Annotated in this window: 18 protein-coding genes; 6 read left to right on the top strand and 12 right to left on the bottom strand. The window is 35.1% G+C overall.

All coding sequences use genetic code 11. The features are described from left to right. Positions 1-4: 4 nt before the first annotated feature. From A8B35_RS09530 to A8B35_RS09480, 11 genes are all read right to left on the bottom strand, one after another. Entirely contained in the window at positions 5-1,117 is a 1,113-nt protein-coding gene (locus A8B35_RS09530; RefSeq protein ID WP_075602796.1) for a glycosyltransferase family 4 protein, read from the bottom strand. Further along, a complete protein-coding gene (locus tag A8B35_RS09525; protein ID WP_075602795.1) occupies positions 1,118-2,071 on the bottom strand; it encodes a glycosyltransferase family 2 protein in 954 nt (317 codons plus the stop codon). Between the two features lie 196 nt (positions 2,072-2,267). Further along, complete coding sequence (locus tag A8B35_RS09520; RefSeq protein ID WP_075602794.1) at positions 2,268-3,131, bottom strand: glycosyltransferase family 2 protein; 864 nt, start codon at positions 3,129-3,131, stop codon at positions 2,268-2,270. Then, entirely contained in the window at positions 3,115-4,266 is a 1,152-nt protein-coding gene (locus A8B35_RS09515) for a glycosyltransferase family 4 protein (protein ID WP_075602793.1), read from the bottom strand. The genes A8B35_RS09520 and A8B35_RS09515 overlap by 17 nt, the downstream gene beginning before the upstream one ends. Continuing rightward, positions 4,263-5,387, bottom strand: coding sequence for a glycosyltransferase family 4 protein (locus A8B35_RS09510; RefSeq protein ID WP_075602792.1), 1,125 nt, complete (start codon positions 5,385-5,387; stop codon positions 4,263-4,265). Before A8B35_RS09510 ends, A8B35_RS09515 begins: the two co-directional genes overlap by 4 nt. After that, entirely contained in the window at positions 5,380-6,072 is a 693-nt protein-coding gene (locus tag A8B35_RS09505; RefSeq protein ID WP_075602791.1) for a sulfotransferase family 2 domain-containing protein, read from the bottom strand. Before A8B35_RS09505 ends, A8B35_RS09510 begins: the two co-directional genes overlap by 8 nt. Then, positions 6,056-6,979 (bottom strand): glycosyltransferase family 2 protein, encoded by a 924-nt coding sequence (locus A8B35_RS09500; protein WP_075602790.1) that lies wholly within the window; start codon positions 6,977-6,979, stop codon positions 6,056-6,058. The genes A8B35_RS09505 and A8B35_RS09500 overlap by 17 nt, the downstream gene beginning before the upstream one ends. Before the next feature lie 23 nt (positions 6,980-7,002). Next, complete coding sequence (locus tag A8B35_RS09495) at positions 7,003-8,718, bottom strand: ABC transporter ATP-binding protein (protein ID WP_075602789.1); 1,716 nt, start codon at positions 8,716-8,718, stop codon at positions 7,003-7,005. Positions 8,719-9,394: 676 nt separating this feature from the next. Next, positions 9,395-10,186 carry a hypothetical protein gene (locus A8B35_RS09490; protein ID WP_075602788.1) on the bottom strand — a complete coding sequence of 264 codons (792 nt, stop codon included), beginning with the start codon at positions 10,184-10,186 and terminating at the stop codon, positions 9,395-9,397. Positions 10,187-10,404: 218 nt separating this feature from the next. After that, on the bottom strand, positions 10,405-10,764 hold the full coding sequence (locus tag A8B35_RS09485; protein WP_075602787.1) for a four helix bundle protein: 360 nt from the start codon (positions 10,762-10,764) through the stop codon (positions 10,405-10,407). A gap of 183 nt (positions 10,765-10,947) precedes the next feature. Next, complete coding sequence (locus A8B35_RS09480; protein ID WP_075602786.1) at positions 10,948-12,228, bottom strand: nucleotide sugar dehydrogenase; 1,281 nt, start codon at positions 12,226-12,228, stop codon at positions 10,948-10,950. An 846-nt stretch (positions 12,229-13,074) separates the two neighbouring features. Here A8B35_RS09480 and gyrB point away from each other — a divergent pair. The 3 genes from gyrB to A8B35_RS09465 all read left to right on the top strand — a co-directional run bounded on the left by gyrB (position 13,075) and on the right by A8B35_RS09465 (position 18,029). Next, complete coding sequence (gene gyrB / locus A8B35_RS09475) at positions 13,075-15,027, top strand: DNA topoisomerase (ATP-hydrolyzing) subunit B (protein ID WP_075602785.1); 1,953 nt, start codon at positions 13,075-13,077, stop codon at positions 15,025-15,027. A 355-nt stretch (positions 15,028-15,382) separates the two neighbouring features. Beyond that, entirely contained in the window at positions 15,383-17,116 is a 1,734-nt protein-coding gene (locus A8B35_RS09470; protein ID WP_075602784.1) for an arylsulfatase, read from the top strand. A gap of 22 nt (positions 17,117-17,138) precedes the next feature. Further along, positions 17,139-18,029: a DUF302 domain-containing protein gene (locus tag A8B35_RS09465; RefSeq protein WP_075602783.1), complete on the top strand. Its 891-nt coding sequence runs from the start codon at positions 17,139-17,141 to the stop codon at positions 18,027-18,029. A gap of 248 nt (positions 18,030-18,277) precedes the next feature. Here A8B35_RS09465 and A8B35_RS09460 read toward each other — a convergent pair whose 3' ends face one another. Continuing rightward, positions 18,278-19,405: a nucleotidyltransferase family protein gene (locus A8B35_RS09460; RefSeq protein WP_075602782.1), complete on the bottom strand. Its 1,128-nt coding sequence runs from the start codon at positions 19,403-19,405 to the stop codon at positions 18,278-18,280. A 212-nt stretch (positions 19,406-19,617) separates the two neighbouring features. Here A8B35_RS09460 and A8B35_RS09455 point away from each other — a divergent pair, with 212 nt between their 5' ends. The 3 genes from A8B35_RS09455 to folP all read left to right on the top strand — a co-directional run bounded on the left by A8B35_RS09455 (position 19,618) and on the right by folP (position 23,232). Then, complete coding sequence (locus tag A8B35_RS09455; RefSeq protein WP_075602781.1) at positions 19,618-21,225, top strand: fumarate hydratase; 1,608 nt, start codon at positions 19,618-19,620, stop codon at positions 21,223-21,225. A 111-nt stretch (positions 21,226-21,336) separates the two neighbouring features. Beyond that, on the top strand, positions 21,337-22,362 hold the full coding sequence (locus tag A8B35_RS09450; RefSeq protein WP_075602780.1) for a tetratricopeptide repeat protein: 1,026 nt from the start codon (positions 21,337-21,339) through the stop codon (positions 22,360-22,362). Between the two features lie 27 nt (positions 22,363-22,389). Then, the gene (gene folP / locus A8B35_RS09445; protein WP_075602779.1) at positions 22,390-23,232 is read left to right on the top strand and encodes a dihydropteroate synthase; all 843 of its coding nucleotides are present in this window, start codon (positions 22,390-22,392) and stop codon (positions 23,230-23,232) included. Positions 23,233-23,376: the final 144 nt, after the last annotated feature.

The raw sequence follows: 23,376 nt of genomic DNA, 5'->3' as shown, positions 1-23,376 counted from the left end.
TTTATTAAGATTGCTTAATTATGCTTGTAATACGCTCTCCCACCTTATCCCAAGTATTATGAGTTAAAGCATTATCACGGGTATTTATACGCATCTGCTTGTATTGATTCATTTCCTCAATAAGTTGACACATTTTTGCTGCTAGTTCATCTGAGTCTTTTGGATCATCTATCAGGAATCCAGTTTTACGATCCAATAAATATTCAGGTATAGCAAATTTATTACTTGCAATAGCTGGACATCCAAAATAGGCCAGTTCGTTAATGACCAGGGTATTGGTGTCTTTTATAGTTGGGTGAACCAATGCAAAAGAAGTGGAGAATATTTTTAAAAGCTCCAGCTTTTCACTAGGGACTGACTTATTAAAAAATCCTTTGTACTCAACACCTTCTTGATCTAGTATTTGATCAGGAGGAATTTGTCCTACAATATTTAGTTGCGCATTAGTATGTTTAGATCTTACTTTTTTTAGGGCTTTAGCAACTACCAACCCTCCTTTGGGTATAAACTCACGTGATATAAATAGAAAATTAAGACCATCATTATAAATATCTTTTTCAGGTATATCTATAAAACCACCTACACCAACATTGTAGAAATTACTCCCATTTAGATTGTAATGTGTTTTTGTTTCATCTAAGGCCCATTGAGATCTAAAAAAAACAGCTTTAGCATTGGATAGCCAATTTGCCTCTTGCTTGCAAATTCGGTTAAGGTCTTTGCTGCTAAATTCTGATTTATTATTGTAGATATCTACATAAGAGGCAAAGCATGCATCATTAAAACAGAAATAAGGTTTATTGGGTAAGGTTTTAATCCATGGTGTAAATCCATGAAAAAAGACAGCATCGCTTACATTTTCTTTGGTGTTGATGTTAAAAAGATTAGTAATTAACTTTAATCGCTTCTCCGAAAAGAAGTGGTAATTACGTTTTAAGCCTAACTCTTTTAGTACAAAAGACTTTATTTTAGCAATATTATCTGAAACTGGATTTATAGGAGGATGAATAGTTAAGTTAAAAGATCTTTTTAATTGTGCGATGGTAGCATTATTAACTCCAGAACCACCTCCACTTTTTTCTGATTGGTCAGTATTTGATATATATGTAATTTTCATTTAGAATACAGACTTTAACCTTAAAGCATTTTTAAACCCTACTATACTTGCAAACTGCTTAAATCTTTTTCCTCCAACCGACCACATTTTACCCACATTTAAAGCTTTAAATTCATTTTCGGCTTTAAAAGCCAGGTGTGGGTAGAATTCGTAGTTTTGATATATGAAATTCAGTAAGTTATTGGCTAGTGCTTTTCGCACTATTAAATTATCTAAATATTTTGTTACTGTTTTTTTATACAAAAGATAGGAAGCTAGCAAAGAAGCTGCTTTCACTTCATTTATTTTGCCTTGGCTTATGCTGGTAGAAATACCAGAACGGTAATACACTTTGGAATTATCGCTATACATAATACTATCTGCCTGCATTAACACTCGGCTGAAAAACTCACCATCTTGATTAATCATTAGCTTCTCATTCCAAGGTCCTGCTTTTTCTATGAGTAGGCGTAGTGTGAGCCATACTGAAGTTTGTGCCATTCCCAATCCATTCCATGAGTCTATGAGCCAATTGATGGGAGAGGTGTAATCTTTATTAATTGTTTGTTGTTCCCATTTAACGTCTTCTATACTATTATAAAACCTCCCCCAAGTACATGAGCTAATGCTATTGGGCTTATCAGATAATAGTTTAAGTTGAGCCTCTATTTTATTGGGACTCAATAAATCATCGGCATCTAAATATTGAATGTATTCCCCTTTACTTTTTTCAAAAGCTAAATTTCGGGCTACACAAGCACCGCTGTTAACTTGTTGGTATATTTTTATTTTATCACTTTCAAAACCTTTGGCAATATTATAGCTATTGTCCGTTGAGCCGTCGTCAACTATAATACATTCCCAATGAGTGTATGTTTGATTGAGCACCGATTGGATGGTTTCGGTAATAAACAGCTCACTATTATAGAGAGGTATGAGTATGGAAACTAAAGCTGATCTATTTATAGTTTGCATTTTCTTGCTTTAATAGTTGACTAGTTATATTAAATGATTTTATAGAATAGGTTTATATCTTAGCCCAAACACCTTTAGAGGCTTTGCTTTGCGAGTTTGTTGCTTCTATTCCTTTTTGAACAGAAGTAGTTGGTAGCGTTTTTGTTTACCTTAAACTAATGAAAGTGCTTTATTTAGCAGATTGACTATGTTGCTATTAGTTTTTGTATTTTGTTTGGCTCAATTCTAAATTTGAGATGGCTTTATATTCACTCATTAATCGAATTAACCACAGTAACTTCCCTTTCTTTATTAAAGATTTAATTACGTTCAATAGTTTATAATCTAAGTTTCTACGAGCTTGTTTGTACTCCTCTTTGCTTAATAAATTTGTTGAGTTAAGAAAAGTGTATTTTATGCTAAATGGTTCCTGAACACCACTGTAAGAATTAAATAAACGATTAGAAGCTGAGTTGGGCGATTTACGCCACCATACAAGGCCTTCGGGTATAATAAGTGTAGGATGGTGGGCAGCCATGAGCAATCGAGCATAATCGTCGCCCGATTTGTACTTTTCAGAAAATCCACCCAATGCTAAAAACAATGTTTTATTAAATAGTACTCTAACCAATGCCAAATTTAAAAAACTATTGTCCGAAAGAAAGTGCCTTTGGTATGCTTCCTGGGAGGAGTAGCTTTTGTAAGCTACATAAGGTCTGGAAATTATCATACCACAATCCTTATGTTTTTCTGCCTCCTTACTATAAGTTTCTAGTCCATGTGGCATTATTTTATCATCGCCATCAATATATATAATATATTGTCCGGTTGCCTCTTTTAAGCAATAGTTACGATTGTTGTATTCGCCTATATTATGGTTATGTCTTACTGCGTTAATTCTTGCATCAGAATATGCTGTAATAAGCTCCCATGTATTATCTGTAGAGCAATCGTCGGAAATGAGAAGCTCAAAGTTAGTATACGAACTGGCCAATACACTATCAATGGCTTCGTTAATGTACTCGCTTGAGTTGTAGCTTACCATGGCCACTGTAATAAGTGGCCTATTTTGTTGCTGCATTTTTTAATAGCTCATATATGATATCAATCCTTTTATTAGGATCACATAATTTAATGATGTGTGCTCGGCCTTTTTTACCCATTTCTTCGGCAAGAGTAGGATTGTTTAAAAGGATAAGTATTTTCTCGGCCATGGCTTCAAAATCAAATTCTTTCACTAAGTAACCTGTTTCTCCATCCTTAACGTTTTCGGGAATACCATTATGTAGCGTTGATACTACAGGCAGCTCAAATAAAGCAGCTTCAGCCAAGCTAATGGCAAAGCCTTCCTGGTCACCAGATGGAGCAGTTATAGAATGTTGTGCATAAAGATAAGCCTCTTGCATAAGGTGTAAAGCTTCCTCATTTTTTAAACTTCCATGCAATGTTATAACCTCTTGTAATTTTAATTTCTCAATTAGCTTTTTGCATTCAGTCAGAAGTGGACCATCACCTATAATATCTAAATGTGTATTTTTATTGCTTTGGTACACTAATTCAAAAGCTTTAATAAGCGCAATAGGATGTTTCTTTGGAGTTAAACGGCCAACGAAAATAACTCTTTTTGCTTTGTTTTTATTTCTTATATCCCATAATACATTACTTATAATACTTTTTTCAACACCTAATCTAACTACTTTTATTTTATCATTACTAGCCCCTGCCAGTACCAGTAATTTACGAATATGATGCGAAGCTGCAATTAGGTAAGTAGCATTGGAAAAGACACATTGTAATTGTTCTTTATAGTAAGTATCACTTAGTGCTGAAGTAATATCATAGCCATGGAAATGAACTATGTAAGGCTTTTGTATTTTGTTTAATGTAGGTAATAATTGTACTGCGTTTGTTCCATACTCAATAAATAAAACATCTTGTAGCATAAGATGTGATTCCAAGGCTTTACAAGCTGTTTTTTGTTTTTTATTCCATATAATATTTTTACCTCTTTGTCCTAGATTATAACATATATTAGCTAAAATAGGAGGAGCGTAGTACGTATATGGTATTACTTTATAACAAATACCCTGAATGTAATATGGTTTTTTAGCACATATAAAAGTGGTGTTTTTATTTTTTTGCCTGATGCCATAAACTAAATTATATACAAAAGTTTCACTTACACCGATACCCCCATTTATGTACCCTATCTTCATAGATTATTTATAATTTGCATGTAGTTTTCACTAACATGTTGCCATGTGAAATTATTAATAAATCGGTCATATGCTTTGTCTGCCAACAGATTCATTTCTTTACGATTATTTAAAGCATACTCAATTGTTTTAGCTAATTCTATTGAATCCTCACAATTTACTTTTAAAGCGGTATCGCCGACCTCTTCTGGGATACCACCTTTGTTACCCACTATCATAGGAATCCCTGATGCCATACCCTCAATAACAGAAAGCGGGCAGGGGTCGTTCCAAATTGATGGTATGCAATATAATCCCACCTGTTTAAATAAGTCAGGCACTTTATGATGTTCAATATAACCAAGGAATTTTATCTTATCCTTGCCTTTCGTTGCAAATTCCTTTAATTCCGCAACAAAAGGGGAGTCGTTCATCTGTCCAAAACCAGCACTTCCTGCAATTAGTAGTTTAATATTAGGTATTTTTTTTTGGATAATAACAGTAGCTTGTATTAACTCTTTAATTCCTTTTTCAGGGGTGAGTCTACCTATAAAAAGAAGTGTATTATTATTAGTGGGTAATTGTTTTCGAAAGTGTTCAGGATTACAACCATTTAATAATACACTGCATTTATTTTTTAGAATAAAATTATGCTCAAGTCCTTTTCTAATTATTCCATTCTGAATATATTCACTTACCGATATGATGTGGTCGCAATATTGATTAAGCTCTTTAAGTTGTTTGCTATTAAGCCCTAGTATATGATCGTTGTGCATATGCAACATAACTGTTGCGCTTGGATTAAGTCGTTTTATAATTGCAATGTAAGTAGGTCGATTATGAACATGAATAAGCTTAAAGCCTTTTAGACGTGCGTACAAAGCACCATAAACCACATAAGTATTATATACTAAGTGATGACCTATTTTACCTTTGAGTATTTTGCCCATTATTCTAATGAGATTTATTCTGGCTCGCTTGGTTTTGAATGATAGATAGTGTTTTTTTGAATAGGGGGCAAATACAATTGTTTCAACTCCCAATAATTCGTTAGAAAAATCTTTCACCCACGTGGCTATGGCTCCACCATTAACAGGTGAGAAGTATTCTTCTTGTGGGAGGATATGGAGGAGTTTATTCATTAAATTTGTATTGAAAAAGTTTAATATCCTCTGCGTATAATTCTCGTATTTTTGATATCATATCTGCAGTATAAACGGACAAAACATCATTTGATTTTCTATTTGATGTATTTGTTTCGTACAGTTTGGTATTTATACCTATTTTTTTTGTAATAATTTTAAAATCAACATCTAAATTTTCAACCTTGCCAATAAAGTCACAACAAATAATACCGTTTTCATCTTTTAAAAAATAATATTGAGGGTAAAGATGTTCATAAGAATACATTGATTCCTTATTGAGCCACTTCATTATGAATGTTTCAAAGTTGATATCTTTAAAATGTTGCCTTCCAAATGTAAGATCTCTTTCATTTGCATTTTTTCCTCCATATTTTAGGTAATTAAAAGTAGAATAAGCCCTAACCCATGGGTTGCGTACAAATGTAAATTTGAAATATTTATTAAATGTATTGATATGGTATAAATTTTTGTAGAACTTGATAGTTTTATGACTACCACCATAATTACCAAATAGAGATTTGTTTACTGACATTCCTGCAGCTTTGGGTATGTGGATAAATACACATCTGTAATAATCAAAAGCCTTTATAGAATGATATTCGCCGGGATTGTTTAACTCTTTAAACCTATACACATAGGAATACTTAATTTTTCTTTTTAAATCTTTAAGGTATGTAATCATATTTATTGTCAATCGTTTTTTTTATGAGTCTTGCTAAAGGAAGTATGATAGATTTATCAAAATATTTGTATCCTAATATTTTATACCCTAGGAAAACAGTTTTCCATTGTAGTTTGGAATTATTGAGTTTAGAAGCATAATATCTAGATTTGCTTAATTTATTGGTTATAGCTTGTTTATATTTTATTGAATCAGAGATACACCACTCCATAGATAATTGATGCCATTTTTTTAATGACATAATATGAGCTTCATACATTTTTTTATAATTTTTTTTTGTATTCTGTTCATGTATTCTAATATGTACACCAATTATTTTGGAAGAAGTAAATTCTTTACCATATAATGCACAGCGAAAATATAAATCCATATCTTCGCATCCAGACAAAGAAGTATCAAAACCCTTAAGTTTATTTAAAAAGAAATCTCTCTTAATTGTTAATCCGCTTGGTGAGATTAAACTATCTTTCCAAAAGTCAAATACATTCTCTAATTTATTATTTTTGGCCTCAATATTTTCAAAGGTTTTGTTTTTGTCAAACCACAGATATGGAGAGAATATAAGTGTAGAAGAAGTTTTTTCAATTTGTTGAAGTTCATTTTCTAGTTTGCTCGGTAACCAAATATCATCGGCATCTAAGAATGAAATATAATCACCCTTTGCTAATTCAGCTCCTTTATTGCGCGAATAAGAAACACCTTTATTTGATGTATTTTTGTGTATTATAAGGCTGCTGTAATGTACTTTTATCTCAGTTAATACTTCAAGCGAGTTATCCGTGGAGCAATCATCAACAACTATACATTCAAAGTTTTTATATGTTTGGTTGTATACTGAGCTAACGCACTCTTTTAGGAATTGTGCGTTGTTATAGTTGGGAATTATTACTGATAAGTGTAAATTCATTTGATTTTAGAGAGGCTTATTTATTATTCTATGTTATTGTTAATTTTAAGTATTCGTTTACAGTATCGTAGTGTACTCTCTCTATGAGCAATAATTACCAAAGTAAGATCTGTGCGTGATAATAAACGTATACTTTCTGTGATCTCTTCTTCTGTTTGTGTGTCTAGAGCAGAGGTAGCTTCGTCAAAAAAAAGTATTTCAGCATTAAAATATAGGGCACGTGCTATGCCTACCCGTTGGCGTTGCCCACCTGATAGCTTGGTGCCATTTTCTCCAATTAGGGTATTTAAACCTTTTGGTAAATCTTCTATAAGGTTTTCTAAACTGGCTTGTTTTATTACACCTTGTAGTTTGGCTTGGTCAATATCTTTGTGCGGCACACCAAAGGCAATGTTTTCGCCCAAACTACCATCTACCAAGTATACTTGTTGCTGCACATAGCCCACTTTTTGGTAAAAGGCTTGCATGTGGGCTTCATCCAATACCGTATCATCCACCAGGTATTGCCCGGCATTGGGTTTTAAAAAGCCCAAGAGTATATTCATGGCAGTAGTTTTGCCGGCGCCACTAGGCCCCATAAAACCAATGGTTTCGCCTTTATTAATGCATAAGTTAAAGTTGTTCAATACTGGTTTGTCGGCATCGGGGTATTGGAAGGTGAGATTTTTGAGTTCCAATTTGCGTTTAAAAGTAATGTCCTTTGGTTGTATGTTGTTTAGCTCATTGCTTTTTAAGGGCTCCAACACTTCAAAAATCCACTTGCTTTGGTTTAGGCCATTAATGGCAATCATCATGCGGTTTATGCTGGGCATTATGCGGTAACCCGCCACGGCAAATATACCCAGTAGCTGTAGGAGCTCCACCTTACTATCGTAGGCATAGACCCCATAAATTATCATTACCATAATGGCGAGCATCAGGGCACTTTCTATAACTCGTGTGGGTGCCAAGTTGTATACATTGGCTTTTATGTTAGTATCAGAAAGTTCTTTTACGTTGTTTTCAATACGTTTTCGGAAGCGCTGCTCGGCACCATTTATAATAACATCGATATAACCAAAAATGGATTGGAATACATTGCGTCCTAATTCAGGTTGTATTTTTTTTCGTACTTCCCCTATTTGCAATGATTTTTTGCGCACCCAGTAATAGAAGAGCAAAAAAGGTGGGGCTACTGTGGTAGCCAGTACTACTAAAATAAGTGGGTCGTATATACCAATACTTATTATAATGGCAGCGAGTACTACGAACTCGTTAAACAAGTTTAATACGCCCAACACTACATTTTGAGAGAATTGTTGTGTAGCGGCATTTACATTGCGGTTAATAAGGTTGGAGTTGTTGTTTTTAAAAAAGCTAAAGCCCTTGCGGTAGTATATTTGGTGCAGGCGTATGGCAAAGTCTTTATACAAACCCAAAGAGAAGGAACTTTGTAACTTGGCAATATAGAGGCCAGCTATATTTTTTAATAATACAATTATAAAAAGGCCTACGGCCAATAGTATAATAAGCTGGTTTTCGTTTGTTAGCTTAAAGGTTTGGTAGAGCCAATTTGCCCAGGAATACTTTTCAGTAAAGTTGTCTTCGAGTAATATGGCAAATACAGGGAGTAGGGCACCTAGTCCTACTAACTCTAGGGCAGAGTTAATAAAAAGGAGTATGCTTACACCAATGGCTTTTATTTTATGCTCTTTGGGCAGTATGCCGCGTATATATTGGGTGCTTTCTGTTAGTATCATGTGTTTGTTTAGTTGTGAGTGGTAAGGTTTTTGGTAGTAGTTAGCTTAGAGATGTTAGATAATAGATTGGTTTATAGAGATTCGTTTGTAGTAACTTGATGAACACGGAGGCGCAGAGGCGCTGAGATTTTTTTTTTTGATTATTATTTGGTAGTAATTACATTAACGATTGAATTCCAATCCCCTTATAGTTTAATTTGATCTAGAATAAGTTTTATATAAGCCCCCTTCACCAAGGGGGAATTGTTTAAAATTGATTATTTATAAACCTAAATGCTGTTCATCATTCCGAGGAACGAAGGAATCTTAAGGCGAGCTGTAAAGCACTGCTGCCTTAAGTCTTCATACTACTGACTAAATAAAATCAATCCCCCTATTTTCACCTTGTTTTTTAATAAGTTTTATATAAGCCCCCTTCGCCAAGGGGGAAGTTTTATTAGTTTAGTAAAAAAATTGAAACACTGCTGCCTTAAGTCTTCACACTAATGACTAATTACATCAGATTGAGACTGCTTCCTTCGTTGCAGAGACGCGATATTGAGGATCAGTTTTTAGTTATTAGCTTCTAGTTATTAGGGCTTAGGTATATTTTATAGTTGGCCTAGTGGCTACAACGAAGTGTCCTAGTACCTAATAGCTACTCCCTAACCCCTAAAGCTCTCACAGTAGTTTTTAATTACGCCAATTCAGGCACATATTTCTCAATACAATAGTTTAGTTTGTGTAAGTCAAGCAGCATGCTTTTTTGTTTGAATACCTCTTCGGCCTCGGGATATACTTCCATGCTTGTAAATAGGAATGTATCTGTTGAAAGTAGATCCTCCTTGGAGGCTACAAATTCAAAGAGGGCTGCGTGTGCTATGTATAACTCTAGCGGATGCATATGTTGGCGCCCGTTCATTAGCTTGCTCATGCTCCCTTGCTTTAGTGTTGCTTCTTTAAGCAATACCGCTTCTTTATCTTGAATAATCAGATATTGGTCTTGCAGGAGTGCTAATAATATGTTCTGTGGATATACTGAACACGCTTCCTTAATTTTCTTGAGTATTTTATTGGGCTCTTTACCCTGAAGTTCCATAGCTACAATATTCATCAAAGTGAAGAATGGTATTTCGGGGTGTTGATCGGCTAGTTTATTTAGCTTGAATGATTTTAAATCTTCGCCAAACTCTAGCGCATCAATGATCTCATCTATACGCTCTAGGTGTACCTTATCTGTTGTACCACTTAATTCAATGGGTATTATACCAGAGTTATCCATTTCAATATCCCAGAAATCAAAGAACTGTGTGCGTGCCACTTCAATATCTTGACTTTCATAATCATTTAAGAATAGTCGATTGCTGAGCTCCAATAAGTCTTGCTTGCTTTCCTCAGAGGGTTCCTCAATTAGCGCCAGTTGTTTTAGTGCCTCAATATCGGCATGGCGTTCCTTTAATGGTTCTGTATATTGGTATTCTGCTGTCATTTTTTTTTGGTTGAAATAGTTGTTAGGGTTTAGCTATTCGTTTTTAGGTGTTGGTTTTTAGCTCTTGTTGGTGAGCTCTTAGTTATTAGCTTTTAGTTGCTAGGCTTTGCAGCTTGGTTAGTTAGTTCCTAGGTTTTACAGTTCGCCTAGTAACTACAGCGTAACGCCCTAGCAACTAATCCCTACCACCTAAAGCGCAGCGTCCTAATACCTAATATTTAGTATTTAATTGAATTGATCAATCCGTTTAGCATCTTTCCAATTTCGTTTGCTTCTTGTTCAAAGGTTTCTAATTCAGAGTTTGTTATCCACTTGCGCATTGCAAATAAGTGGAGTAGCGTAATGGTTTCGTACAATGAACCTCTTGCATAGAATAAGAATTGACCAAATTCTTTAGGGTGGAAACGTCCCTTTCCTTCAGCAATGTTTTGCGGTACTGAGGCCGAAGCAGCTTCTATTTGTTCAATTAACCTATAATGTTTCGCACTAGTATCTAAAGTTTCAGTTCTCGCTATTACCTTATCTGCAAATTGTAAGGACTTTTGCCAAACAAGTAGGTCTTTAAAAAAGGAGCTCATTTTATTTTAAGTTATTAGTTTTTAGCTCTTAGTTGTTAGGCTTTGCAGCTTGCATAAGTTGTCGGATTTTACAGTTCACCTAGTAACTATAGAACTAAGTCTTAATTGCTAACATCTAACACCTAATCGCTAATACCTAACCCCTACAGCGCAGCGTCCTAATCCCTAATCCCTAACACCTAACTAAAGACGGCCATCAATAACTGCTTTATCCCAAATGGCTTTTACATCGTATACTACTGTGATGTTTGATGCTTTTAGACTATCTATATCCAAGGTTTTGAATTCATCGTGTGCTACTGTGAGTACGATGGCATCGTATTTCTGATTTTTATAGGTGTCAATTAAGTTGATACCATATTCTTTTTGTACTTCTTCTTTACCTGCCCAAGGGTCGTAAACATCCACTTGGCAACCATATTCTTTAAGCTCATCAATGAGATCGATTGCTTTAGTGTTGCGTATATCCGGACAGTTTTCTTTAAAGGTAATCCCTAGATTTAGTATACGGCTATCTTTTATGGTGGCTCCTTTTTTAATCATCAGTTTAATGATTTCAGAAGCTACCCAATTGCCCATGCCATCATTAAGCTTACGTGCCGACATAATCATGTCAGGCGTATAGCCCATCTCTTGTGCTTTTTGAGCTAAGTAATAGGGGTCAACACCTATACAGTGTCCTCCCACTAAACCCGGTTGAAACTTGAGGAAGTTCCATTTTGTGCCTGCCGCTTCTAATACCTCTTGTGTATCAATCCCTAATCGGTTAAATATTTGCGATAGTTCATTTACAAAGGCTATGTTCACATCACGTTGGCTATTTTCAATTACTTTAGCAGCCTCAGCCACACGTATACTAGGGGCTTTATGCGTACCCGCAGTAATAATTGTGTTGTATAATGCGTCTACAGTATCTGCAACTTCGGGAGTGGAGCCTGAGGTAATTTTTAATATTTTGGTTAAGGTGCGTACTTTATCACCTGGGTTGATACGTTCAGGGGAGTATCCTGCAAAGAAATCCTCGTTAAACTTTAGTCCTGAGTGCTTCTCAATAACAGGGATGCATTCGTCTTCAGTTACACCAGGGTATACTGTTGATTCGTATATAACAATGGCCCCCTTAGTAATTACCTTTGCAATAGCCTCACTTGCCTTAATTAGTGGGGTTAATATGGGGCGGTGGTTTTTATCAGTGGGTGTAGGAACAGTTACTATATATATATTATATCCTTTCAGATCGTCGATATTGCAAGTAAATGACAAACCATAATTCTCGCTTTGAGTATTTAAAACCGATTTTAGGTCTTTGTCTTCTACCTCTAGGGTATGATCGTGTCCTTTTTGTAAATCGTTTACACGTTCTTGATTAATATCGAAGCCAATTGTCTGATTTTTTTTTCCAAATTCAACAGCCAAAGGAAGACCTACATAACCAAGGCCAATTATTGCAATTTTATTATTCATCTCATAAAGGTTTAACGTTTTCAATAGTATTTGATGGAACTCGCTTGTGTAAGCCCTTTCTGTATGAAAGAATTTTTACAGGCTCTTTTTAATAGGGTTGATTTTAGGATTTTGTTTTTAGTGCTTAGGTGTTGGTTATTAGCTATTAGGTCTTAGTTTTTAGGTTTTGCAGCTTGGTATTTAGTTGTTGGTGATTAGCTATTAGGCTCTAGAGTTTGAAGTTTTAGATAGGAATTAAGAGTGATTGCTAGCAGTTAAATACAGCTTCGCCACGCTCAGTCACAACTTGTGTGTCTAAGTGATTGGTTTATACCTTGCTTCTGTTTGTGATTGTAATGTGCATTTGGTATGCCAAGCATTTTCCAAACAGAACCCAACAAGGGTACGGATTTTAGCCTTATTGGTTACCACCATTTGATGGAACTGCGAAAATAGTTTATTTGTTGCAAATAAAGAAAATCATTTGGGTTTGTTTGCTGTTTTAAGTCAGTAATTACGGATGTTTTCTTAGTTCTTAGCAAAAGCTTATGAATGGCACGTGAAAAGTACATTGATTTTAAGGTGCTTTTTAGCCAAATTTAGAAAGTGGTCTCTTGGGAATATGTAATATTTGGGTGTGTAGTTAATTATATGGCGTTATAAGGTGTTTTAAGCCTGTTTTAGCCTTTTAAATACTTTAAAAAAGGGGGCTGTTTGATCATTGGAGCTAGCTTGTTTTTGTTATATTTGTGTGGCTTTTTTTATAGGTGTTATGTGGGGCTCAGACCTTACTAATCCATGTGTTTCAGAAGCTTTAAATAGATTTATTTTTATTAAGATATTTTTCACTTTAGCTGTTTTTTTTAGATGAGCGAAGAAAATAAAGAACAAGAAGGCTATTCAGCCAGTAGTATTACCGTATTAGAAGGATTAGAAGCGGTACGTAAGCGCCCTGCCATGTATATTGGTGATGTTGGTGTTAAGGGTTTGCATCACTTGGTTTACGAGGTGGTAGATAACTCTATTGATGAGGCCTTAGCGGGTCACTGTGATACCATTGATGTAATTATTCATGAGGATAATTCTATTTCGGTAAGAGATAATGGTAGGGGTATTCCAGTAGATCATCACGAGAAAGAAGGGAAGTCGGCCCTTGAGGTTGTAATGACTGTATTGCACGCTGGTGGTAAATTTGATAAGGACTCCTATAAAGTATCTGGTGGATTACACGGGGTAGGTGTATCTTGTGTGAACGCATTGTCAACCCACTTAAAAGCAGAAGTACACCGTGGTGGAAAATGTTATGAGCAAGAGTATTCAATAGGTATCCCGCAAGGTGAATTGAAAGAACTTGGAACTACTGATATTACAGGTACCATTGTTACTTTTACACCTGATGCTTCTATTTTTACTACTACAGAATATAAGTTTTCGATTCTTCAGAATCGTATGCGCGAGTTGTCATTCCTAAATGCAGGGATTACAATTACATTAACTGATGAGCGTGATAAGAACGAAGAAGGTGAATTTCATACAGAGAAGTATTTTTCAGAAAGAGGCTTAGAAGAATTTGTTTCTTTTATTGATGAGACTCGTGAAAACTTAATTGATAAAGTAATTCACATAGAAACGGATAAAGGTGAAGTTCCTGTAGAACTAGCTATTCAGTATAACACTTCTTTTAGCGAGAATGTATATTCGTATGTAAATAATATCAATACTATTGAGGGTGGTACGCACCTTACTGGTTTCCGTAGAGGTTTAACACGTACTTTAAAAAACTACGCTGAGAAATCGGGTATGTTGGCCAAGTTAAAGTTTGATATTAGTGGTGATGACTTCCGTGAGGGTTTAACGGCTGTAATTTCTGTTAAGGTGCAGGAGCCTCAGTTTGAGGGGCAAACCAAAACGAAGTTGGGTAACTCAGAGGTGAGCTTATCGGTTGATCAGGCAGTAAGTGCAGCTTTAGGTCATTACTTAGAAGAAAATCCGAAGGATGCAAAGAGCATTGTTGGTAAAGTAATATTGGCAGCAACAGCACGTCATGCAGCACGTAAAGCACGTGAAATGGTGCAACGTAAAACAGTGATGTCGGGTGGTGGTTTACCTGGTAAATTGGCCGATTGTTCTGAGAAAGATCCTGCTTTGTGTGAGGTATTCCTAGTCGAGGGTGACTCAGCGGGTGGAACTGCCAAACAAGGACGTGATCGTTTTACACAAGCTATTTTACCTTTACGTGGTAAAATATTGAATGTAGAAAAAGCTTTACAGCATAAGGTTTTTGATAACGATGAAATCAAAAATATATTTACAGCCCTCGGTGTTACAATTGGAACTGAAGAGGATAGTAAGGCATTAAATCTTTCAAAATTACGTTACCATAAGGTTGTGATTATGACGGATGCCGATGTGGATGGTAGTCACATTACCACACTTATTATGACTTTCTTCTTCCGTTTTATGCGTGAGTTGGTTGAAAATGGTTACTTATATATTGCTACACCTCCTTTATATTTGGTGAAGAAGGGTAAAACAGAGCAATATTGTTGGAATGAGCAACAACGTAGAGCCTTTATTGATGAGTATGGTGGCGGTAAAGAAGATTCAGTACACATACAGCGCTATAAAGGTTTAGGTGAGATGAATGCTGAGCAACTTTGGGAAACAACTATGAATCCAGAGGAGCGTACATTACGTCAGATTACTATTGAAAGTGCTGCTGAAGCAGATAGAGTTTTCTCTATGCTTATGGGTGATGATGTACCCCCACGAAGAGAGTTTATTGAAGAGAATGCTACCTATGCAAATATTGATGTATAATTAGCTTCTTTATTAAAATATTTAAGGAGAGCCATTCAGTATTGAATGGCTCTTTTTTTTGTGCCCAATAAAAACACAAAACTAGGCTTTTATCAAGCTTGGTAAATCCATATTTGTTTGGTAAGATGTTGGTTGATAAATATTTAATTTCAATCTTTTTGTCATATGCTTTTCATGTGAAAGATATATTGTATATCTTAATGTTAAAGTAAGAGTTTGATAAGTAGTGAATTATCTGATGTCGTAGCTTGGTATTTTTATTGCAAACCATCTATTTAATCGTTGCTCCTTTCTGATCAAGTTAAAATTTACGGTTCCTTTCTTAAAGGACTAAACTATAACTCAAAACAGTAATATGAAAACATTTATTTTATTTTTCCTTGGTGTTATTTTATTAACAGCCTGCGCTGAGCGCACAACTAATAAAGAGCTTGAAATTCAACCAAATATTTTGCTTTTGGTAGGAGATGATATTGCTTTTGGTGATTTGGGAGCTTATGGTTCGGAGATTTCCACGCCAAATATGAATAGATTAGCAGATGCTGGTGTTCGTTTTACTAATTTTCATGCTTCTCCTGTTTGTAGTGTTACACGTGCTATGCTAATGACAGGATGTAATAATATAGAAGTAGGTTTGGGAGCTTTCGATTATTCATTTTATCCACCAACAAAAGGTGTTCCCGGTTACGAGGGTTATTTAACAAAAAATGCAGTAAGTATTTCAGAATTGCTGAACGATGCAGGGTATGAAGTATACAAGTCAGGAAAATGGCATTTAGGTGGAGAAGCCTTGGGAGGTGATGGACCTTTGGGTTGGGGTTTTACCAAAGAATTCGGGATTTTATCTGGAGGATCTAACCATTGGAATAATTTGGCTATGACACCAGATTTTAGCGACCCGAATGGCTTAGATGTGAAGAGAAAAGAGCATTTTACCCTTAATGGGGATCATTTTGAAAGACCAGAAGGGATATATTCTGGTGAGTTATATACTGAGCATATGCTCAATTTCATCAAACAAGGGTATTCGGAGAATAGGCCTTGGTTTGCTTATATGGCTTTTACAACTGCGCATTTTCCAATTCAGGCCCCACCTGAGTTAATAGATAAACACTATCAGAAGTATTTAGATTTAGGATATGCTGGACTTAAGAAATCAAGATATGAAAGTCTAAAGCAACACGGTTTAATTACAGAAACAGCTATAGAACCTTTGTTTAATGATATAACTTTTAAATGGGAGAGCTTATCTCAGAGTGAAAAGGAAATTCAGGCTAAGGTAATGGCTACTTATGCTGCTATGATTGAAGATCAGGATAATAGAACTGGACAAATATTGGATTATTTAAAAGAGTCAGGTCAATTGAACAACACATTGGTGATTTATCTGACAGATAATGGGCCAGAAGGTTTTGAAGCAACGCATCCCAAAACAGGTAATCCCGAAATGGCAAAATGGATTGCAACACAATTCGACCAAAGTTTTGAAGCTGTAGGAACAGCCAATTCAGAACACACTATAGGAGTTTCATGGGCCAATGCTGCAACAGGAGGTTTACAGTGGTGGAAATGGTTTATTGGAGAAGGAGGTATTCGAGTGCCAATGATGATAGTTCCTCCAGGAGCCTTTTCAGGTAACTATAGTAGGGCAGGTGAGATTTCTAATGCTGTTATTTCAGTAAAAGACCTACCAATGACCATTCTTGATTATGCAGGAATTGAACATCCTAATACTAGCTATAAAAACCGAAAAATAGTTATGCCTTCAGGAATTACAGCTCGTCCTTTTATTGAGGGAACTTCAGATATTGTGAGATCAGAAAGTGACTGGTATGCTTTTGAATTATTTGGGAATGGATATATTATGCAGGGTAACTACAAAGCTATTAAGGTTAGAAAAGGAATGTTTGGTGATGGAGAATGGCATTTGTATGATGTTGTGGCCGATCCATCCGAGATGAAACCATTAGAGGCTGAAATGCCGGATAAGTTTAAGACTATGAAATCGCTTTATCAAGCCTATGCTTCAGCTCATAATATTATGGAGGTTGATCAGTCTTGGAATCCATTTAAAGCAGCTAGCGAATAGTCGTAAACTAAATTTAAGTCCTATGAATTTCCAGAAAACATTTATTTCTATTGCTTGCCTATTACTAATGTGTGCTTGTGGCGGAAACTCTGTTAAAAGTAAAAGCTCTTTTGTACCAAAAACTATACTTGAGAAAGTAGATGATAAGCAAGAAATACTTCAAAAGAATATTTCAGGCTATAATATTGTAGCTACTTTAGATCATCACAGAATGGCAAAGGAAACAGGAGTTTATACACCTCCATCAATAGTAAATATATTCTCTGATCCTAATACTGATGTAATGCTTGTTCAGAACAATCAATTATTAGGTCTTGATCTTCCATTTAAAATTTTGTGCTATGCGGAGGTAGATACTTTAGATGCCAAAATAGCCTATACATCTGCTGAATTTATACAAAAGCGTCATAATTTAAAAACCTCGGTTATAGAAGGATATAAGAGTAAAATAAATGAGTTGATAAAACTATTTCCCTCAGAGAGTATTGTAAATACTGATGTTAGTTCGGTAAACAAAGGTTTTGGAATAGTATCTATTAAATCCGATTTTGATTACATGAATACGATTAATAGATTAAAGGATGTTGTAATGTTGCAGGGAGATACGAAATGGTTCGGTGAATTGGATTATAAAAAAGAGGCTATTTCCTTAGGCTTAGAATTAAATCCCACCATTTTGCTTTTATTTGGTGGGCCGGCTCCTGGAGGAAAAGCAATGGTTAATAGCCCTAAAATTGGTTTAGATGCCTTTTGCCAAAAGTTATTGGTGTACGAAACAGATAATGGTGAAGTTTGGGTTGCATATAACGATATTGTTGCTTTTGCAGAGTTGTACTACAAGCAATCCACAAAGCCTCAGCAAATGATCAATAAACGATTAAAAATGACGTTTACTAAAGCTGTTAAAAAGTAAAACTCATATCTCAATAAAAGAGCATCTTCTTAATAATTCTAAGAGGATGCTTTTTGCTTTAATATCAGGTAATAAGAAAGCATGTTGAATTAATGTCATAAATAGGATATTTTAATGAGGATTGAGTGTGCGAAAGGTGTAAGTACGCCCAATTAAGCAATGACATAAAAAATGAGCATTGAAATAAGTTGCGCGTATAATGATTATCAGATAGGTTCTGCGATAAGTTTTCCGATTCATATTGCAGGTTAAAACCTAAACAGATTGCTTATTTTTTGTTTTACCATGCCCAGCATGCGCGAAGAAACAAGTAGTATTCGTTTTGAAGTATCCAGACCACTGTCGCTATTAAAAACACGTTTTTGTATAAAACGCCACTTGTTTGCAATGCCATCAGTATTCTTCAGTCTTTCTAAAGCAACCTCGTAACTGTAGTTTGTGCCGCTTACTTCCGCCTCATTATTTACCAGGAATAGAATTCGTTTATAAATGCTCTTATTCTTTTTACTCAGCTTATGCGATTCAATAAAAGTAAAGGTATAATTAAAGATATCTTCTGTTGCTCTGAGTATCCCAATAATGGGTGTTTCAAGGTTTAACCTTTGTAAGGTATTCATGAAATCCTTTTCTGTATTACAAAAGTGTTCGTGCTTCGAAAATACAATAATATCATTGAGCCAACTTAAGCGCATACCTCCTCTTAGAGTAGTGTAATACAAGTGTAAGCAAAAATAGATGAGGTTAATATTTGGCGCAATAGTTTGTGTGTTATTAAATGTTGTTGTGTTATTCCATATGGTTTGTAGACTTATTTTGTAAGTAGCATCCAGGCTCATTAAACTCCGGTGTAATTCAATATAAACACCTTTATAAGTTAATCCAGGCAGGTGGTGATCGGTAGTTTCAGATTCTCGCACATAATCCGGTTCAGAAGAGCTAGCACCGAGTTCTATCAATTGTAGGTATAAAACCTCAGCATCATTGGGGTGAAGTAAAATATCAATGTCACTCATGGGGCGCAAAGCCATATCTTTGTATATATATTGCGATAAAAATATTCCCTTAAGTGGCAGAAATGCGAAGTTGTTGCTAACACAAAGTTTGCACAATTCATCCCAAATATGTTTAATTCGGGTGTTCTGAATGAGTGTATTAAAGCTTCCGTTTTTTAGAGCATTGAGCAAATCATTGGGGCAATCAATTTTATCGTCGATGATATATTGATAGCATAACGAACCTAAACCATTCTTAAATGCTTCAGAAACAACTTTATTAATCTCAAGTTTGCTTGCATATTCTGGACTTCGGTGCGAAATTACATCCAATATCCATTGTTTTTCGTGGCTTTTTAAAGTGTTGTGTTTGTTTGTTGTCATTAACTGCAAGCTACTAATTTTTTAAATATTCTAATTCTGGTATGCCTTGTTCTTTTCTTTTTAAAGAGGCTTAATAATCTGTTGTATGACACTATAAATAAAGGTTCAGATTAAAATAATTATCTATATTCTTTCTTATCTTTGGGCGACTTTATTAAAAAGTCGGTACAAATCTAAACATATCGTATAACAAACTAAATATATTAGATAAGATGTCTCAATTTATTTATCAAAAACCATTTCCTCTAAGTGAGGATAACACAGAGTACAGATTAATTAGCAAAGATTATGTTTCTACTATTGAAATCGATGGTAGAAAAATTCTAAAAGTAGATCCTAAGGGGCTTGAGTTATTAGCTAAAGAAGCTATGGCTGATGTTTCATTTTACCTTCGTCCGGCTCACTTACAAAAATTATCTAATATTTTAGCTGATAAAGAGGCATCGGATAATGATAAGTTTGTAGCGCATACTATGTTAATGAATCAAGTGGTTTCTGCCGAAGGCGAATTACCAACTTGTCAGGATACAGGTACAGCTATTGTTGTGGGTAAAAAAGGAGAGAATGTTTATACAGGAGCAAATGACCCTGAGTTTCTTTCAAAGGGAATTTTTACAACTTATAACGAGCGTAACTTACGTTACTCGCAGGTGGTTCCTTTCTCAATGTTTGAAGAGAAAAATACAGGAAACAACCTACCGGCTCAAATCGATATTTATGCAGAGCAAGGTAATAAGTATGAGTTTTTATTTATGACTAAAGGTGGTGGTTCTGGTAATAAAACCTTTTTATACCAACAAACCAAAAGCCTTTTAACAGAGGAGAACTTAACTAAGTTTGTTGAAGCTAAGATAAAAGATTTAGGAACATCAGCTTGTCCTCCTTACCATTTAGCATTAGTAATTGGTGGTACATCAGCAGAAGCAACTTTAGCAACTGTTAAAAAAGCGTCGGCAGGTTATTTAGATAACTTACCAACTGAAGGAAACGATGGCGGACAAGCTTATCGTGATTTAGTTTGGGAAGAGAAGGTACTTAAAATTTGTCAAGAGAGCGAAATAGGTGCTCAGTTTGGTGGAAAGTATTTTGTGCATGATGTACGCGTAATTCGTATGCCACGCCACGCTGCTTCTTGTCCGGTTGGATTAGGTGTGAGCTGTAGTGCCGATCGTAACGTAAAAGCTAAAATTACCGAGGATGGTATTTTCTTAGAGCAACTGGAAAAAACACCTTCTAAATTTGTTCCAGAAAGAGCTCCTGAATTAGCCCCTGCAGTTGATATTGATTTAGATCAACCAATGGAGGATGTGTTAAAGGAACTAACAAAATATCCTATTAAAACACGCTTAAACCTTTCAGGTACTTTAATTGTAGCACGCGATATGGCACATGCTAAAATTAAAGAAATGTTAGATTCAGGTGCTGAGATGCCTGAGTACTTAAAGAATCACCCAGTATATTATGCAGGACCAGCTAAAACCCCTAAAGGTATGGCTTCAGGTAGTTTTGGGCCAACAACTGCAGGAAGAATGGATCCTTATGTAGGTGCTTTCCAAAGTAAAGGTGGGTCAATGATTATGGTAGCCAAAGGAAACCGTTCGCAACAAGTTACTGATGCTTGTAAAGAGCATGGTGGTTTTTATGTGGGTTCAATAGGTGGACCAGCTGCTATTTTAGCCAAAACAAGCATTAAGTCTGTTGAGGTAGTTGACTTTGAAGAGCTAGGAATGGAAGCTGTTCGTAAGATTAGAGTAGAGAATTTCCCAGCATTCATTATTGTGGATGATAAAGGAAATGACTTCTTTGCAGATATGAAATAGAAGAAGTAAAATTACTTCTCTAAGATATTAAACCGTGCTCTCAATTGAGGGTGCGGTTTTTTATTGTTCTTTTGTTAAATTGCAGTTTATGTAATAATAATTCTCTTTTCTATGAAATACCTGTTTATTCCTTTTGCCTTAATGATGATTAATCTATCATTATTATCACAAGCTAAAGTAGATAGTTTAATGCGAGTAGGCATTAAATACCACGATAGTTTTAAATATGATGAGGCTATAGCAGCCTATAAAAAGGCCTTAAAGATTAATCCCTTGGCTTATGCTGTTCATGCCGAATTAGCTATGAGCTATATGTATTCCAAAGAATATAAAAAGTCGATTAAACATAGTGATATTGTGCTAGAAGCCGATAGTGCAGATTATAAGCTTCATGCCTATTTAAGCAAGGGTTCTTGTTTAGATTATTTAGGTAAAACAGAAGAGTCTATTGTTTTATTTAATGAAGCACTCGATCGCTTTGGCGAACACTACTTATTATATTTTAATTTGGGAGTTAATTATTATAATATTAAAGATTACGATAATGCCGAGCATACTTTTATAAAAGGTATTGATCAAAATCCTGATCATGCAAGTAGTCATTTATATTTAGGCTATACCATGGAAGAAAAAGGACAAAGGGTTCAAAGTATGTTATCGCTTTATTATTTTTTGTTGTTAGAGCCCAATACGGAGAGATCTAAAACGGCTTATTATAAACTTAAAGATCAGTATAAGAGCAACATAAAAGAGGAGCAGGTCAAGAAAAAGAAGCACGTTACGATTTATGTGGATTCAAATCAAGAAGATAGTACCTTTGCTTCGGCAGATATGATGTTATCTTTGCTTGAAGCAACAGGAAGTGCAATACAATCAGATACTCTTATCAGCGAAGAAGAGCAGTTTGTGAAAAATACAGCCTCGTTTTTTTCTGTTTTGGGAGAATTAAATAAGGAGGAGAACGAGGGTTTCTATTGGTATTTTTATGTTCCTTTTTTCTATCAAATTGGGGAGTCGGAGCATAATGCAGCTTATTGTTATTATATAAGTCAATGCGAAAATGAAAATGCCAGACATTGGTTAAACCAAAATCAAGATGCTTTAAGTAAATTTGGAGATTGGTTAGGAGGAGAGTAATATTTATCCCCATAAAGGCTAAAATAAATGAGCAAAATATTAAATAAAAAGAACCTAATAAACTGTAATGGTAATCTATTAGATTTATACACACCCAGAGTGATGGGCATTCTTAACGTTACACCCGATTCATTTTATGATGGGGGTAAACATGCCGATCAAATACTTAAACATACCGCGCAAATGCTTAGTGATGGAGCTGAGATTATAGATATTGGAGCCTATTCATCAAGACCAGGAGCTGCTGAAGTTTCTGTTAAAGAAGAGAAGGAACGTTTAAATAAGGCTTTGGATATCGTACGTTCTAAATATCCTGATGCTATTCTTTCTGTGGATACATTTAGGGCAGAAATAGCACAGTATGTTGTTGAAAATTATCATGTAGATATCATTAATGATATTGCCGCAGGCGATTTGGATAAGGATATGTTTGATGTAATGGCTCAGTTACATGTGCCATACATAATGATGCATATGAAGGGGAATCCTCAGATTATGCAACAAATGGCGCAGTATGATGATGTGGTAACAGAAGTGATTCAATATTTTGCAGAGAAAGTATCTGTGCTAAAAGAAAAGGGCTTACATGATGTTATAATTGATCCAGGATTTGGTTTTGGGAAAACTATTGAACACAATTACGAGATAATTAGTAGATTGCAGGAGTTTGCTATTTTTGAGTTGCCCCTATTAGTTGGTGTTTCGCGAAAATCGATGATATACAAACCTTTGCAAATTACCGCTGAACAAGCCTTGAATGGAACAAGTATTTTAAATACCATTGCCTTACAAAAAGGGGCAAATATATTAAGGGTACATGATGTGAAAGAAGCGGTTGAGTGTGTTAAGATAATGAACTTAGTGGGCTAGTTTTTAGCTATTGGTAGTGGATTTGGCAACAAGTTATCAGTAATTAGCTTAATGATGTTTAGTAAAAATAAATATGGTCAGTGTGTTAGAATCACTGCAGACTTCAGACTAAAAGCTAACAAACTATTAATTAAAATAATTATA

Origin of the sequence: Saccharicrinis aurantiacus (genome assembly GCF_001660705.2) — a bacterium.
Lineage (GTDB): Bacteria > Bacteroidota > Bacteroidia > Bacteroidales > Marinilabiliaceae > Saccharicrinis > Saccharicrinis aurantiacus.
This window is presented reverse-complemented; position numbering and strand designations above follow the sequence as displayed.

Coding starts and splice junctions, on each gene's coding strand:
- A8B35_RS09530 (WP_075602796.1), bottom strand. CDS start 1,117: ATGAAAATTACATATATATCAAATACTGACCAATCAGAAAAAAGTGGA.
- A8B35_RS09525 (WP_075602795.1), bottom strand. CDS start 2,071: ATGCAAACTATAAATAGATCAGCTTTAGTTTCCATACTCATACCTCTC.
- A8B35_RS09520 (WP_075602794.1), bottom strand. CDS start 3,131: ATGCAGCAACAAAATAGGCCACTTATTACAGTGGCCATGGTAAGCTAC.
- A8B35_RS09515 (WP_075602793.1), bottom strand. CDS start 4,266: ATGAAGATAGGGTACATAAATGGGGGTATCGGTGTAAGTGAAACTTTT.
- A8B35_RS09510 (WP_075602792.1), bottom strand. CDS start 5,387: ATGAATAAACTCCTCCATATCCTCCCACAAGAAGAATACTTCTCACCT.
- A8B35_RS09505 (WP_075602791.1), bottom strand. CDS start 6,072: ATGATTACATACCTTAAAGATTTAAAAAGAAAAATTAAGTATTCCTAT.
- A8B35_RS09500 (WP_075602790.1), bottom strand. CDS start 6,979: ATGAATTTACACTTATCAGTAATAATTCCCAACTATAACAACGCACAA.
- A8B35_RS09495 (WP_075602789.1), bottom strand. CDS start 8,718: ATGATACTAACAGAAAGCACCCAATATATACGCGGCATACTGCCCAAA.
- A8B35_RS09490 (WP_075602788.1), bottom strand. CDS start 10,186: ATGACAGCAGAATACCAATATACAGAACCATTAAAGGAACGCCATGCC.
- A8B35_RS09485 (WP_075602787.1), bottom strand. CDS start 10,764: ATGAGCTCCTTTTTTAAAGACCTACTTGTTTGGCAAAAGTCCTTACAA.
- A8B35_RS09480 (WP_075602786.1), bottom strand. CDS start 12,228: ATGAATAATAAAATTGCAATAATTGGCCTTGGTTATGTAGGTCTTCCT.
- gyrB (WP_075602785.1), top strand. CDS start 13,075: ATGAGCGAAGAAAATAAAGAACAAGAAGGCTATTCAGCCAGTAGTATT.
- A8B35_RS09470 (WP_075602784.1), top strand. CDS start 15,383: ATGAAAACATTTATTTTATTTTTCCTTGGTGTTATTTTATTAACAGCC.
- A8B35_RS09465 (WP_075602783.1), top strand. CDS start 17,139: ATGAATTTCCAGAAAACATTTATTTCTATTGCTTGCCTATTACTAATG.
- A8B35_RS09460 (WP_075602782.1), bottom strand. CDS start 19,405: ATGACAACAAACAAACACAACACTTTAAAAAGCCACGAAAAACAATGG.
- A8B35_RS09455 (WP_075602781.1), top strand. CDS start 19,618: ATGTCTCAATTTATTTATCAAAAACCATTTCCTCTAAGTGAGGATAAC.
- A8B35_RS09450 (WP_075602780.1), top strand. CDS start 21,337: ATGAAATACCTGTTTATTCCTTTTGCCTTAATGATGATTAATCTATCA.
- folP (WP_075602779.1), top strand. CDS start 22,390: ATGAGCAAAATATTAAATAAAAAGAACCTAATAAACTGTAATGGTAAT.